Genomic DNA, 14,063 nt, shown 5'->3' with positions numbered 1-14,063 from the left:
TTAAAAGTTTATTATAGAGAAATCAAAAAGCTACACGTAACTACTTTAGCGTAATTATAGGAATTTAATCCTGTAACACCTCCATAGTTACTCATTGGGTTAAATCCTTTACGTTTAGACCATAAAAATAAATTCTCTCCAGATACACCAACACGAATATTAGACACATCAAGTTTTTTCACCAAATCACTTGGTAATGTATAGGTCAATGACACATTTTTGAGCATAAGTGCCGTTCTGGAAACTAAGAATCTATCTGCCGAATGTGAATCAAATTGCCCATAATGCCCAGAATCAAGTCGCGGAACGTCGGTAACCTGCCCCTCTTTTGTCCAAGCTTTTTTCATATCTACGTGTAAAGCATTACCTCCACTGAGGCTTCTTCCCATTAACGAAGCATATCCTCCATCGAACCCTTTACCTCCAATTTGATAAGAAAAGTGCATATTTAAACCAAATCCTTTCCAACTTAAGTTTGTAGAGATTCCTCCGTACAAATCAGGAATAGCAGATCCAGCAAATTCTTTTTTGGCAATATCAGCATTTCTTGTGTATTTTGCTCTTTCTCCTGTTTTATCAATACCTTCGAAATTAGGACTGTTAGGATCTGCCTTATCAGGGTATCTTTCTGCATCAATAACATACATAGCGAACCCGTCATCAGGATTAACTCCTGCCCATTTTCTTAAATAATAATCATATATACTAGACCCTTCTAGATACTTATGATACCCACTCTCTATCCCTTCTTTTCTGTTGTGTTCAGGAAGCGCAAGAACTTTATTTTTCAGCACAGTACCGTTTACGTTTATATTCCATCTGAAATTTCTATTTTTGAAAATATGAAAAGTCAAATCGGCTTCAATTCCATAATTACGAATCTGACCAATGTTTTTATCTATGCTTCCAACTCCTGTAGAGGTAGGAAGTGGAAAAGAAAAAATCAAATCTTTAGATCGCTTGTCAAACAATTCTAAGGTGGCATCTAATCTATCAAACAAACCAAATTCCAGAGCAACATCAGTACTTTGTTGTTTCTCCCAAACCAAATTCGGATTTGAATAATTACCTATACGAAGCCCTAAATCTTCACCATTACGCACTATTGAGTATGTAGTCTGATAGGCATAGTATGAACTAACCGCATCATTCCCAGTCTGTCCTATAGAAGCTCTCAATTTGAGCCTATCAATCCATTTAACTTCTTTCAATAGTTGATTTTTCACGTGCCAACCTGCTCCAGCTGACCAAAAATCTCCCCAACGATGATCCGGGTGAAAACGTGAGGTTCCGTCTCGTCTATACGACAGTGAAAAGTTATATAAATCGGAATAGTTATAGTTAAGTCTTCCAAAATAACCTTCTTTGGTATATCTATTAGTTGCTGATGTTAAAGAGGCGGGCTCTTTATAGTTTGAAAGTTCATCTACCCCAGGAAACACAACTCCTTTTTTAGAGGAGGTATTACTATATTGCTTATAATCAAAACTTTCGTGCCCTAAAAGTACATTAAAGTGATGTTTTTTAAACATTTTATCATACTCTAACGATTGAATAAAAGTAGTGGTGCTATTTTTATAGTTGTAAATTTCAAACAAACCATCAGGTTGATCACCTAATACGTTGTTGTATCGTTTGCGTGTTGTATATTGTAACAAATCGTGGGAATAGCTTGCTCTAAATTTCAATTCAGGAATAACCTTTATTTCTACATAACTTCTTGAAACAAATGAATTATTATCAGAATCAAGCAAATCTAATTCTGACAAGAGGATAGGGTTATAATTGGGTCTGAAAGGACGATCTTTACTATAATCAAAAACCTTATTCCCTTTATTGTCTATCACATAACTTCCGTCATCATTATGTCTATGGATAGGATAAATGGGAGCTATGGTTCTTATAAAGCTAAATGTATTACTAAGCTGTCCACCAGTGGCTGTAGGAGAATTACTTTTTCTATTGGTGTATGCTAAATTGGTTCCTACAGAAAGCCATTTCTTTACATCATAATCTAAATTAAGTCTCCCTGAAATTCTTTGATAGTCTGATTTTATTCGATATCCTTGTTCATCTATGTATCCTACAGACATATAGCTCTTAAGCTTATCTGTAGCGTAATTGACACTCAAGTTATGTTCACTTCTTATTCCTGTTCTATATAAAGCTTTTTCCCAATCCAAATCATCACTCCATAAAAGCCCTGTGATTTCAGGATTTAATTTCCCATCAGCAAGTACCAAAGCTGGATAGCTATCTGTAGAAGTTGGTGTTGTAGTTAAATTCCACATATCGTTTGTACTATCATACTGATAGTATGACTTTATTCCTGCATAAGGTTGGTACCTAAAAGCATCAAGTACATCTTTATTAGCGGCAGCAGCGGCTTGTTCATCGGTATATTTACGTGAATATTTGTATTCGTTAAACCATTGTTGCCAACGCAAAGGGTAATAATCCATCGCCCCTACTGTTTCATAATGCTCTTGACCCTCTTTAGAAAAACCTATGTTATTGGTATATGTAACAATAGGAGTGTTTTTAGCTTTAGAAGAACCTTTTTTAGTTGTAATCAAAACGACACCATTACCCGCACTTGAACCATAAAGTGATGAAGAAGCTGCATCTTTTAAAACGGATATACTTTCAATATCGTGACTAGGAATATCAGATATAGCTCCTCTGTATATAGATCCATCTAAAACGTATATAGGATCATTTCCTGCATTGATAGAACCGAACCCACGAATACGAATATCACTTGAACTTCCTGGTTGTCCACTAGAGGTAGTTACCTGAACACCAGGAGCAATACCACTCAAAGCATTAGTTAAGTTCGTTATAGGACGTACTTCCAATTGTTTAGCAGTCATAGTTGATTGAGCCCCAACTAAAGATTGTTTTTTAGCTGTTCCGTAAGCAACCACAACAACATCATCCAATTGTTGAGTATCTTCCTGCATTACCACATCTATCTTTAAACTTTTTGAGTTCCCCGTTACTTTGACAGATTTGGTTACAAAACCTACAAAAGAAAATTGCAAAACTGCTCCTTCTTTTGCCTGTATGGTGTAATTTCCATCAAAATCAGCTTCCACACCAACGGTTGTCCCTTTTACCAGAACATTAGCACCTGCAAGAGGAATACCTGAATTGTCTTTAATCACACCAAAAATCGTCTTTTCTTGAGCAAAAGAAAAACTCAACGCTACAAAGAAAAGAATCACAATTGCTGTTAATTTCATTCTCATTATCATATACGTTTTTGAATTAGTCCGTTACAAATATCAAATTATTTTTTAAAAGACCAAAAACATAATGAGCAAATATTTTAATCCTAATGAAATAAAGTTAAAAAATATTCTAAAAATATTAAACAGAATATATTTTTTTAACTAATAAAAAAACAAATAAAAATATAATCAACAATAAAAATAATTAAATACAAAAGAATGTTAATTTTTTTGATTACAAAACAAAAACACGAAAAGCACGAAACACCTAATTGAAAGTAATCTTAATAAATCACTGATTTTTACACTAAATGTTTATCTTTGCAAAAAATAACAAGCGTATTTTTATGACCAAAAATAACATCACTCCTTATAAAGACTCTGATAAAGGAAAAAAAACTCAAGTTAGGCAAATGTTCAATAACATATCGGGCAATTATGACGGATTGAACCGTGTCATTTCGTTGGGCTCCGATATAAAATGGCGAAAGATAGTGGTTGAAAAAGTGGCTCAAATTACCCCTAAAAAGGTGCTTGATGTAGCTACTGGAACTGGCGACTTGGCTATCGCTCTAACTCAAATTCCAGAGGTAAAGGTTGTAGGATTAGACATTTCTGAAGGTATGCTCGCTGTAGGAAAAGAAAAAATCAGTAAAAAAAATCTGACACATCGCATCGAGCTGATGCACGGCGATAGCGAAAATTTACCTTTTGATGATGATACTTTCGATGCCGTAACTGTGGCTTTCGGGGTGCGAAATTTTGAAAATTTGGAAAAGGGACTATCTGAAATTTATCGAGTTATGCGCCCTGGCGGAAAGTTAGTAGTTCTAGAAACTTCTGTCCCTGAAAAATTCCCTTTCCGACAAGGATATTACTTATATACCAAGTTCCTGATGCCCACTATCGGAAAACTTTTTTCAAAAGATAAATCAGCATACTCCTACCTTTCCGAGTCGGCTTCTTCTTTCCCCTATGGTAAAAAATTCAAAGCCATTTTAGAGCACGTAGGATATCAAAAAACCAATTACTTTCCGCAAACATTAGGCGGAGTAGCTACTATTTACGTAGGTAATAAAAAGGGATAAAATTAATTTCGGTAGAAAGCAATGAAAATACATACGTTTTTTATAACATTATTGTGCTTAGGTTGGGCAGGAGCTTCAAGTCTTTGGGGGCAACGCAAAGAGCCTTTGTATAATTTGGAGCATTTCGATGAAAAAAATGTACAATGGGGATATTACTTTGGGATAAATAGGTTCGATTTCAAATTCGACTATAAAGATTTGAATTATTCATCTAACTTCAATAAAGAAGTAGGTATCGAAAAAAATTGGGGCTTTAATGTGGGACTTAGTGGCGATTTAAGACTGATAAAATATGTAAACCTTCGTTTTGAGCCCGGACTGGTTTATAACCAAAAAGATTTAACCTTTCCTGGAATAGAAGGAAAAAGAAATTTTTTACGTCAGGTTAAATCCACCTACATCTACATTCCTTTGTTACTGAAATTCAGTTCCGAACGCTGGTACAACTTCAAACCCTACGCTACTATAGGAGCTTCAGCAACAATCAATCTAAGTAGTAATCAAGGACTTAGTGTGGATAATTCCGAACGCCGTTTTCGAGTAAAAAAACACATTTTCTTTTACGAATTAGGCTTAGGACTAGATATTTACACGCCTTATTTTAGAATGTCACCTTCCATTAGGGGGCTATTCTCTTTGCAAAACGAACTGATTCCTGACCGTGACCCTAACAGCAATTGGACAGGCAACCTAAACAGCATTAAATCAAGAGGTTTTTTGATAAATCTTACCTTTGAATAATCTGATTTAAGAAAAGAACCAACGAACCAATACAAAAGAAAGCGTATTTTCTCGAAAAATCATTAAAAAAACTTAACCCTAAAATCATAGTTTATGAAATTTTACTTTACTTTTTTTGCCTTGTGCTCCACTTGGATAATTACCGCACAAAACTATAAATACCCAATGGCAAGTCCGCGACAAACCGTTACACAACAGTTTTCAATAACCAGTATTTCTGTAGATTATAGCCGACCTGGAGTTCGCGAACGAAAAATTTTTGGCGAATTAGTCCCTTACGGAAAAATATGGCGTGCTGGAGCCAATGAAGCAACCAGCATCAAATTTGGGCAAGATGTACTTTTCGGAGGAAAACCAACAAAAGCAGGAACTTACGCCATTTTTATTACCCCACAAGAGAAAGAATGGACTGTCGTTTTAAACTATGACGCCGATGCTTGGGGTGCTTATAGTTATGACCCTAATGAAAATGCTATTGAGATTAAAGTCCCTGTTGAAACTCAAAAAACATTGCAAGAACGCTTGGAATATTCCTTCGAAGATATGACGGAAAACAAAGTAAACCTGATTATCAAATGGGAATATGTAAAAGTAGCTATTCCTATTGAGGTAGATAAGCTCGAAAATGTTAATAAAATCATACAACACTTGACTGAAATCAAGCAATTAGAGCGTGATATGGGGAATTAAGCACTCAAAAATGATTCTTTTTACTATTTTTGCAACCAATTTTCAAAAGAAACTATTCAATTTCAAAAAATGCTTGACAGATTAAACATTGTAAAACAACGATTCGACGAAATTTCAGACTTGATTATTCAGCCTGATGTTATTTCTGACCAAAAGCGATACATTCAGTTAAATAAAGAATATAAAGACCTCAAAGAACTTATCGATAAGCGAGAGGAATACATCATTGTAACTTCAAACATTAGTGAGGCTGAGGAAATTATCGCCAATGAAACCGATGCCGAAATGGTGGAAATGGCAAAAATGCAATTGGATGAAGCCAAAGAAAAACTTCCTCAATTGGAAGAAGAAATCCGCTTTATGCTTATCCCCAAAGACCCCGAAGATGCCAAAAATGCCGTAATGGAAATCCGTGCGGGAACGGGAGGTGATGAGGCTTCTATCTTCGCAGGGGATCTGTATCGTATGTACACAAAATATTGTCAATCAAAAGGATGGAACACATCTGTAATGGATTACAACGAAGGAACTTCGGGCGGATATAAAGAAATCATCTTTGAAGTTACGGGCGATAATGTGTACGGAACGCTCAAGTTTGAGGCTGGAGTACATCGCGTGCAACGTGTTCCGCAAACGGAAACACAAGGACGAGTGCATACTTCGGCGGCGACTGTGATGGTATTGCCTGAAGCAGAAGAATTTGACGTGGAATTAGATATGGCAGACGTTAAAATCATCAGAACGACCTCAACAGGACCTGGAGGGCAGTCGGTGAACACTACGTATTCCGCCATTCAGTTGCAACACATTCCCACAGGGATTGAAGTACGCTGCCAAGACGAAAAATCACAGCATAAAAACTTGGATAAGGCTTTGAAAGTGTTGCGTTCGCGTTTGTACGAGATGGAATTGGCTAAAAAGATGGAAGAAGATTCGGCACGACGCAAAAGTATGGTTTCCAGTGGGGACAGAAGTGCTAAAATCCGTACGTATAACTATCCGCAAGGACGTGTAACTGACCACCGCATCGGGCTGACGCTTTACGATTTGCAAAATGTAATCAACGGCGATGTACAACGCCTTATCGACGAGCTACAACTTGCCGAAAACACCGAAAAACTCAAAGAAAACGATATGTTTTAATCGCCGATGTTTTTCTGTGTGTATTAAAATATAATCCATTCAACGACATTTAGTTGAATGGATTTTTTGTATGCTCTCAAAAGTATCGTAGCGACAAAGAAATACATTAAGTTAATTTAAAAATAAACCAAAATGACCATCAAAAAAATCTACGCCTGTTGGGTATATGTGAGCGATTTGGAAGTTTCTAAAGCATTCTTTCAAAAATTGGGATTTGTACTGAAATTTCAGCAGGAAGATTGGGTAGAATTTGACTTAGGGGCGACTTCTTTTGCTATTCTCAAACGTCCTGCCGAGAAAGGAAAAGTCAAACCACAAAAAACAAGGATTATGTTTGAAGTGGACGATATGGAAAATCTTTACGAAACTCTAAAAAGCCAAAATGTTCATTTTATTGGCACTATCCGATATGAAACTTACGGAAAACTACTTACCTTTGAAGACCCCGACGGCAATTGGTTTGAATTCTTTGAAGATAAAAAGTAACAATGATATAGAAAAATAGTAAACCTTTTCAGTATTAGGATTAAAGTAGTTAAAACTCATTAACCATAAGGCTTTAGTACACAGACTTTTTTCTCTAACTTCATTTATTATCACAAAAATTATTTATTTTTTCTATTTTATTTTTTTTTCAATAAAAGCAAAAATTCTAACATCTTCTTAAAATTCTCATAGTCAATTAAAAATCCATAAAAAATCTTTTCCAAAAATTAGGAAAATAAATCCTAAATATCTAACTTTGACAGCAAAAGTAACTGATAAGTTGCAAGAGGTAAGGATAAAGGGTAAAGTTAAAGGGATAAAGTAACAAAATCCAAGTCACAAGTTAAAAGTTAAAAGGATAAAGTATAAAGTTAAAAGGATAAAGTAACAAAATCTAAGTAGTAAATTATAAATAATTAAAAGTCATTATAAAATACATAAAAGCAATAGCGGAAAAAGAATAAGTCAGTGTAAAAAATAAATAAGTAAAAGCGGAAAATACAAAAGAAAGTACGGAATGAATACTTATTTTAGTAGAAAATTAAAAAGTAAGTACGGAAAATAAAAAAGTGACTTGCTAAAATAAAAATCCTTGATAAAAAATTAAAAATACAATTGTTTAACTATAAAAAATATAAAATTATGGCTTCTAAAATCTATTTTACAAACGAAGAAATGCTTCAAAATGCTAAAGTTCTTTTTGAAACATTAGAAAATAATAGCAAAATTGCCGAGAAATTAGACGATTATGGCTATTCTCAATCGGAAATTGCTAAAGGAAAGGCACTTTACGAAAAGGCTCAAGCTCAGTATGGTTCTAACAAGAAAGAAACCGAAGAAGAACGTGTTGCGTATCTGAATTTCAAACAAAAAATGGATGAAACCTCTAAATCCTATCGCGAACATCGCAACAAAGCAAAGCTCATTTTTAAAAATAATGAAGAAGCAAAGGTAAGATTAGCCTTAAAGGGAAGTCCTTCAAAGTCTATCGTGGCACTTTTAGAAGAAATGACTTTGTTTTATAAGAATTTAACTGAGCAAGAAACCCTACGCACTCCATTAGAAAGGGTAAAAATCACCCAACAGATAATCACTGAAAAACAATCGGAAATCTCACAAACCAAAGATTTGTACGCCATTTATTCTCAGGAAAAAAATGAAAGCGAACAAGCTACAAAAGACAAAAACAAAGCCTTTGAAGCTCTAGATAAATGGACACGTGAACTTTATAGTTATGCAAAATACGCTCTTTCCGATGAGCCTCAGTTTTTACAAATGTTTGGACGAGCAATACGATAATAGTTTCTATCAAACTAATCCAAGTCAAAGTTTAAATACAAATAGACTTTAGCTTAGCTCTATATGACACTCAAAAAAGAGTATTATTTTTCATAATATAGATTATTTCTTGTGTCAAATTGCATTTTTTTTGAGTAAAATCAAGGAATATCATCAAAATAAATACAAAAAATCAATTTCTTAACTGATTAACTATCATTTATTTTAACGCAATCAATTGGAAAACAAAGTGCAATTATGAGTTTTGGCGGACACGTATTGGATATGATAAAAAGAACAAATGCAAACAATGCTTTGCGTGAGAAATATCGTGCCAAAAAAGATAAAACAACTAACAATCGGTGGAAGTCAGAAGTAAATGATAAAATATCTGAAGAGAAAGAAATATCCGAAGAGGAATTGGAGCGTATAAAATCAGCTATCAGAAGTAAATTAAGAAAAAAACAACTAAAACAAAATATTTTAATCTATGGTATTTGTATAGCGTTGTTGTTTTTGTTGTTTTTTTGGGTATATTTTTCTTAAAAGCGTTGTGTTTTTTATTTATCTGCAATATAATTGATTATATTATCCTAAAAATAGAAAATATAGATGTGATTTAAAAAAAATGATATAGAAAATGAACATTTTCTATCAGTTTAAGCAAAGTCAAAGCCCTAATTTATCAGATTTCAATTTTATTAAGCCTAATACTAAAAAATTATCATCATACTTTTATTACATAATTCAAAAGATAAATAAACATACAGCAATCAGTATCTAATAAATACAAGTCAATAAGATGAAAAAGAATCATTTCAAATCGTATAAAAACCATAGGTTATATGGAATTATCATTTTATTATTTATTTTTTACCATAACGAAAACGGATATGCTCAACAGCTCATTAAAATAGAACCTGTATCAGATAAATATGATGATTTTGAGTTTCCAATAATCTCTTGTGAGGATAAGTATGTAGAGAGCAAAATCAATATATTACTACAATTATCTGAAATAGAACTCCTTATTGATAAAAAAGAAAACAATATCTTTCAACGAATTGCATTGGATAGTACAGCTAATGGGAAGTCGTTTATGAAATACGAAGTTCTCTCAAATTTTGAGCGAAATGTAGCGTTATGTTTTGACCAAATTGCAAGTTCTTACACATTGCACTATTGGAATCAGTATTATAACTTTAATCCAAGAAACGGAGACCTTTATCACTTAAAAGATTTCTTTAATACAGCAGACTTTGAAGCCTTTAAAGCCTTTGTAAGCAAACAAAGAATAGCAAATTTTGCCCCACAAATAACAGATGAATATCAAAAATATATCTTACAATATATTAAGGAAGATAATTTAATGGATTTTTATTTCAACGAATCGGATTTGTTTTTCGATGCTTATAATTTAATCCATAAAAACGATAAAACATTTGGTTTTAGTACCATAACTAAAATCAGTATCTCTGAAATTACTCATTGGCTTAACGATTTTGGCAGAGCTGTGCTTATTGGAGGAAAAGATATAAAACAATATCACTCCTCTAACGATTTACAACTATACGAAGGTACTATTGCTGAAAAATATCCATTTTATATGATTTTTAATTCATACAGAGGAATTTATGCTTACAAAAAATACAGAAAAGGCATTCATCTTTTACCTATAGAGCAATCAAACAACACTTTTTCTTTTAGAGAATACGACAAAAAAGACAATAATGCAAAAAACAATACCCTTACTTTTAAAAGAAACAACAATACATTAACCGGATTTTGGATTTCAGAATCAGGAACAAAAAAAACACTTTGGGCAAAACGGAAATAGTTTTTTATTTTTGCCAAGAACTTAAAAAATAAATGTAATACAATGCAAATACATCCTTTAAACTATCGTTTTGAACATTAAACAAGTTGTTCTGCAGCATTTCTCTTGTTTCCTCTTCCAATCAACGCGTGAGATTTAAGCATTTTCTATCAATTAAAAAAGCTCCATTTTTTACCACATTGCCTATTATTTCATTCATCTGAAACATAAAACAAAGAACGTTACATTATTGAAAGAAGTAGCACTTAAATGAATAATTTTTGTATAAATTCGCTATTTCTATTCAATAACGTTTAGCAAAACTCACTCTACTTTTATCTCAACCTGCTTACTTACTATACGAATGGGAGTGAGTTTTTGTATCACTATAACTTCTTCAGGGGTCAAATCTTCTTTATTTTTGATAAAGTCAACGACATCATAAATTAGTTTGACTTTAAATTTTTTAGAGCTGCATGATAAACCATTATAGAGCCCATTTATAGTTATAGTTACCTTTGATTTGGCAGAAATTTCTAACAAATCATCACTATTATAACCTACATATTCATAATTACCTGAAAACCAATAAGGAAAATCATCACACTTGATATCACATCCATAATATCTCCATTTTTGATTGTATTTTTCAGCAGGTTTAAAAATAGTTATCGCTTCACTTGATTTATTTTCGACTTCCACTTGTAGGGTAACCGCTCCATATTCATCAACTGTTGTTTTATCCTTTATTATGTTGAAACTTACATCTTGGCTAAAAGCTATTGTTGTATATAGAAGAAAAGTAACTTGTAAAATTATTTGTTTCATTTTTATATAAATTAAGTTTTTTGACAAAAAAATCCTTTCCATTACAGAAAGGATTTTTTAAGTTTTTTACTATCCACCGAAGTCGTCAAAGCGGATGTTTTCATCAGGAAGACCGAAGTCTTGTCCCATTTTTTGTACCGCTTTGTTCATCATTGGAGGTCCACAGAAGTACAGTTCAATATCTTCTGGTGCTTCGTGTTTGCTCAAATATTGGTCAATAACCGCATTGTGAACAAATCCCGTAAATCCGTCTCCTTCCGTATCGTTAATGTCTTTCTTAACTTTCCAATTATCCTCTGGAAGTGGCTCAGACAACACGATGAAGAACTTAAAGTTCGGGAACTCACGCTCCAATTCCCAGAAATGCTCCAAGTAGAACAACTCTCGTTTAGAACGTCCTCCGTACCAATAGGTTACTTTACGTCCTGTTTTCAACGTTTTGAATAAGTGATATAGGTGCGAACGCATCGGTGCCATACCTGCCCCACCTCCTACGTACAACATTTCGGCATTCGATTCGTTGATGAAGAATTCCCCGTAAGGACCAGAAATAACTACTTTATCACCTTTCTTACGAGAGAAAATGTACGAAGAAGCCACCCCCGGATTTACGTTCATCCAACCGTTTTTAGCTCTGTCCCAAGGTGGAGTCGCAATACGAACGTTCAACATAATTTCACGCCCTTCAGCAGGATACGAAGCCATCGAGTAAGCACGTTCTACGGTTTCACCATTTTTCATAACTAAAGGCCAAAGGTTGAATTTGTCCCATTCCATTTTGAATTTTTCAGGTTCTCCTGGGTGTTCTGCAGGGTGAGCCGTGATGTCAATATCAGAATATTTAATCTCGCAAGGTGGAATTTCAATCTGAATGTATCCCCCTGGTTTGTAGTCCATATCCTCAGGAATTTCAACCACAAATTCTTTGATAAATGAAGCTACGTTATAGTTACGAACCACGACAGCCTCCCATTTTTTGATACCAAAGATTTCCTCAGGAATTGAAATTTCCATATCCTGTTTTACCTTCACCTGACAAGCCAAACGAGCTCCTTCTTTTAGTTCTTTTTTGGTAAAGTGAGGTGTTTCTGTCGGAAGAGCCTCTCCCCCACCTGAAAGCACGTGGCATTCGCATTGGATACAAGACCCACCTCCACCACAAGCTGAAGGCAAAAATATTTTCTGATTCCCTAATGTAGAAAGTAACGACCCTCCCGAAGGTACTTCAATTACTTTCTCGCCATTAATCTTGATTTTTACAGGTCCTGATGGAGCTAACTTCTGTTTTACGACCAACAAAAGTGCCACCAAAAGCAATGTTATCACCAGTAAAGCGATAACCGTTACTGCTACTGTTACAAATATACTACTTGATAATACCATTACTTAATTTCTTTTGTGTTATTGGCTAATTTTTCAGTTTTATTAACTTTTTGCTCGATAACTGCTTTCTTATCCTCATCAGATTTTTTCTCTCCCCCTGTAAGCATTCCTCCGAAACTCATAAAGCCGATAGCCATAAGCCCCGTAATGATAAAGGTAATTCCCAATCCGCGAAGTGCAGGTGGCACGTTCGAATAACGGATTTTCTCACGAATGGCAGCAATGGCAACAATTGCCAAAAACCAACCAATCCCTGATGCCAATCCGTAAGTAGCCGCCAAACCAATGGTAGGTATTTCACGTGACTGCATAAAGAGTGAACCTCCCAAAATTGCACAGTTTACAGCAATGAGTGGTAAGAAAATCCCCAATGAATTGTACAAAGCAGGAGCAAATTTCTCAACAATGATTTCTACTAACTGAACCATCGTAGCCACCGTTGCTATGAACAAAATGTAGGTCAAGAAACTTAAATCATAACTTGCGTACTCCTCGCCCAACCAAGCCAAAGCTCCTTCTTTGAGCAGATATTCGTTCAGTAGCCAGTTCATAGGAACAGTTACAGCCAATACGAAAATAACCGCTGCTCCCAAACCAACTGCCGTAGATACTTTCTTAGATACCGCAAGGTACGAACACATACCCAAAAAGGTAGCGAATACCATATTATCTACGAATATCGACTTAAAAATCAGTTCTATATATTCCATTTTCTAATTTTTATTTAGTTACTAATTATTCCTCAATTAAGGATTTGTTACGTGTACGCTGAATCCAAATCACAATTCCGTAAGTGATAAGTGCCATCGGAGCCAATAACATAAATCCGTTATTTTCGTATCCTAATGCATACAAACCTGTCTTTTTGATAGGGTCGCCTAATACTTGGAATCCAAGAAGCGTTCCCGAACCTAAAAGCTCACGGAAGAAAGCTACGATAACAAGAGCCAACGCATATCCACCTGCGTTTCCGATACCATCTAAGAACGATTTCCAAGGGGTATTTCCCAAAGCGAAAGCCTCGAAGCGTCCCATAATGATACAGTTTGTGATGATAAGCCCCACAAATACAGATAGTTGTTTACTCAACTCATACGAAAAGGCTTTTAGCACTTGATCAACAATGATTACCAACGCCGCAACCACCAACAATTGCACGATAATACGAATTTTACCAGGAATAACATTTCTAATCAAAGAAATTACTACGTTCCCCACACTAAGTACAAATATTACGGACAATCCCATAACGATAGCTGCTTTAAGCTGTGCCGTAATCGCCAATGCGGAACAAATCCCCAGTACTTGTACGGTAATTGGGTTGTTATCCCATAGCGGGTCTGTAACCAATTTTACGTCTTTTTTTGATAGTCCCAT

At 34.6% G+C, this 14,063-nt stretch carries 13 protein-coding genes; 8 read left to right on the top strand and 5 right to left on the bottom strand.

Annotated elements, in window-relative coordinates:
• Window positions 1-11: 11 nt before the first annotated feature.
• Window positions 12-3,251 (bottom strand): SusC/RagA family TonB-linked outer membrane protein, encoded by a 3,240-nt coding sequence (locus CGC47_RS00290; RefSeq protein ID WP_041998945.1) that lies wholly within the window; start codon window positions 3,249-3,251, stop codon window positions 12-14.
• Between the two features lie 329 nt (window positions 3,252-3,580).
• Between CGC47_RS00290 and ubiE the strand changes: the two genes are divergently transcribed.
• From ubiE to CGC47_RS00250, 8 genes are all read left to right on the top strand, one after another.
• Window positions 3,581-4,321 carry a bifunctional demethylmenaquinone methyltransferase/2-methoxy-6-polyprenyl-1,4-benzoquinol methylase UbiE gene (gene ubiE, locus CGC47_RS00285; protein ID WP_095899842.1) on the top strand — a complete coding sequence of 247 codons (741 nt, stop codon included), beginning with the start codon at window positions 3,581-3,583 and terminating at the stop codon, window positions 4,319-4,321.
• Between the two features lie 21 nt (window positions 4,322-4,342).
• Window positions 4,343-5,062 carry a type IX secretion/gliding motility protein PorT/SprT gene (gene porT / locus CGC47_RS00280; protein WP_041998948.1) on the top strand — a complete coding sequence of 240 codons (720 nt, stop codon included), beginning with the start codon at window positions 4,343-4,345 and terminating at the stop codon, window positions 5,060-5,062.
• A 93-nt stretch (window positions 5,063-5,155) separates the two neighbouring features.
• Entirely contained in the window at window positions 5,156-5,752 is a 597-nt protein-coding gene (locus CGC47_RS00275) for a DUF2911 domain-containing protein (protein ID WP_172458707.1), read from the top strand.
• A gap of 69 nt (window positions 5,753-5,821) precedes the next feature.
• Complete coding sequence (gene prfA / locus CGC47_RS00270) at window positions 5,822-6,895, top strand: peptide chain release factor 1 (protein WP_013997009.1); 1,074 nt, start codon at window positions 5,822-5,824, stop codon at window positions 6,893-6,895.
• 132 nt (window positions 6,896-7,027) lie between these two features.
• Window positions 7,028-7,381 (top strand): VOC family protein, encoded by a 354-nt coding sequence (locus CGC47_RS00265; protein WP_095899841.1) that lies wholly within the window; start codon window positions 7,028-7,030, stop codon window positions 7,379-7,381.
• A 642-nt stretch (window positions 7,382-8,023) separates the two neighbouring features.
• Window positions 8,024-8,680, top strand: coding sequence for a hypothetical protein (locus CGC47_RS00260; RefSeq protein ID WP_041999868.1), 657 nt, complete (start codon window positions 8,024-8,026; stop codon window positions 8,678-8,680).
• A gap of 237 nt (window positions 8,681-8,917) precedes the next feature.
• Complete coding sequence (locus tag CGC47_RS00255) at window positions 8,918-9,205, top strand: hypothetical protein (RefSeq protein ID WP_095899840.1); 288 nt, start codon at window positions 8,918-8,920, stop codon at window positions 9,203-9,205.
• Between the two features lie 256 nt (window positions 9,206-9,461).
• Window positions 9,462-10,496 (top strand): hypothetical protein, encoded by a 1,035-nt coding sequence (locus CGC47_RS00250; RefSeq protein ID WP_095899839.1) that lies wholly within the window; start codon window positions 9,462-9,464, stop codon window positions 10,494-10,496.
• A 303-nt stretch (window positions 10,497-10,799) separates the two neighbouring features.
• Here CGC47_RS00250 and CGC47_RS00245 read toward each other — a convergent pair whose 3' ends face one another.
• The 4 genes from CGC47_RS00245 to CGC47_RS00230 form a co-directional block, all read right to left on the bottom strand.
• On the bottom strand, window positions 10,800-11,303 hold the full coding sequence (locus tag CGC47_RS00245) for a hypothetical protein (protein WP_041999855.1): 504 nt from the start codon (window positions 11,301-11,303) through the stop codon (window positions 10,800-10,802).
• Window positions 11,304-11,372: 69 nt separating this feature from the next.
• Entirely contained in the window at window positions 11,373-12,686 is a 1,314-nt protein-coding gene (gene nqrF, locus CGC47_RS00240) for an NADH:ubiquinone reductase (Na(+)-transporting) subunit F (protein ID WP_041985188.1), read from the bottom strand.
• Window positions 12,686-13,396, bottom strand: coding sequence for an NADH:ubiquinone reductase (Na(+)-transporting) subunit E (gene nqrE / locus CGC47_RS00235; RefSeq protein WP_082025292.1), 711 nt, complete (start codon window positions 13,394-13,396; stop codon window positions 12,686-12,688). Before nqrE ends, nqrF begins: the two co-directional genes overlap by 1 nt.
• Before the next feature lie 25 nt (window positions 13,397-13,421).
• Window positions 13,422-14,063, bottom strand: coding sequence for an NADH:ubiquinone reductase (Na(+)-transporting) subunit D (locus CGC47_RS00230; protein ID WP_013996999.1), 642 nt, complete (start codon window positions 14,061-14,063; stop codon window positions 13,422-13,424).

The organism is Capnocytophaga canimorsus, from assembly GCF_002302565.1.
Lineage (GTDB): Bacteria > Bacteroidota > Bacteroidia > Flavobacteriales > Flavobacteriaceae > Capnocytophaga > Capnocytophaga canimorsus.
Note: the sequence above shows the minus strand (reverse complement) of the source record. Positions and strands in the feature narration are given on the sequence as shown.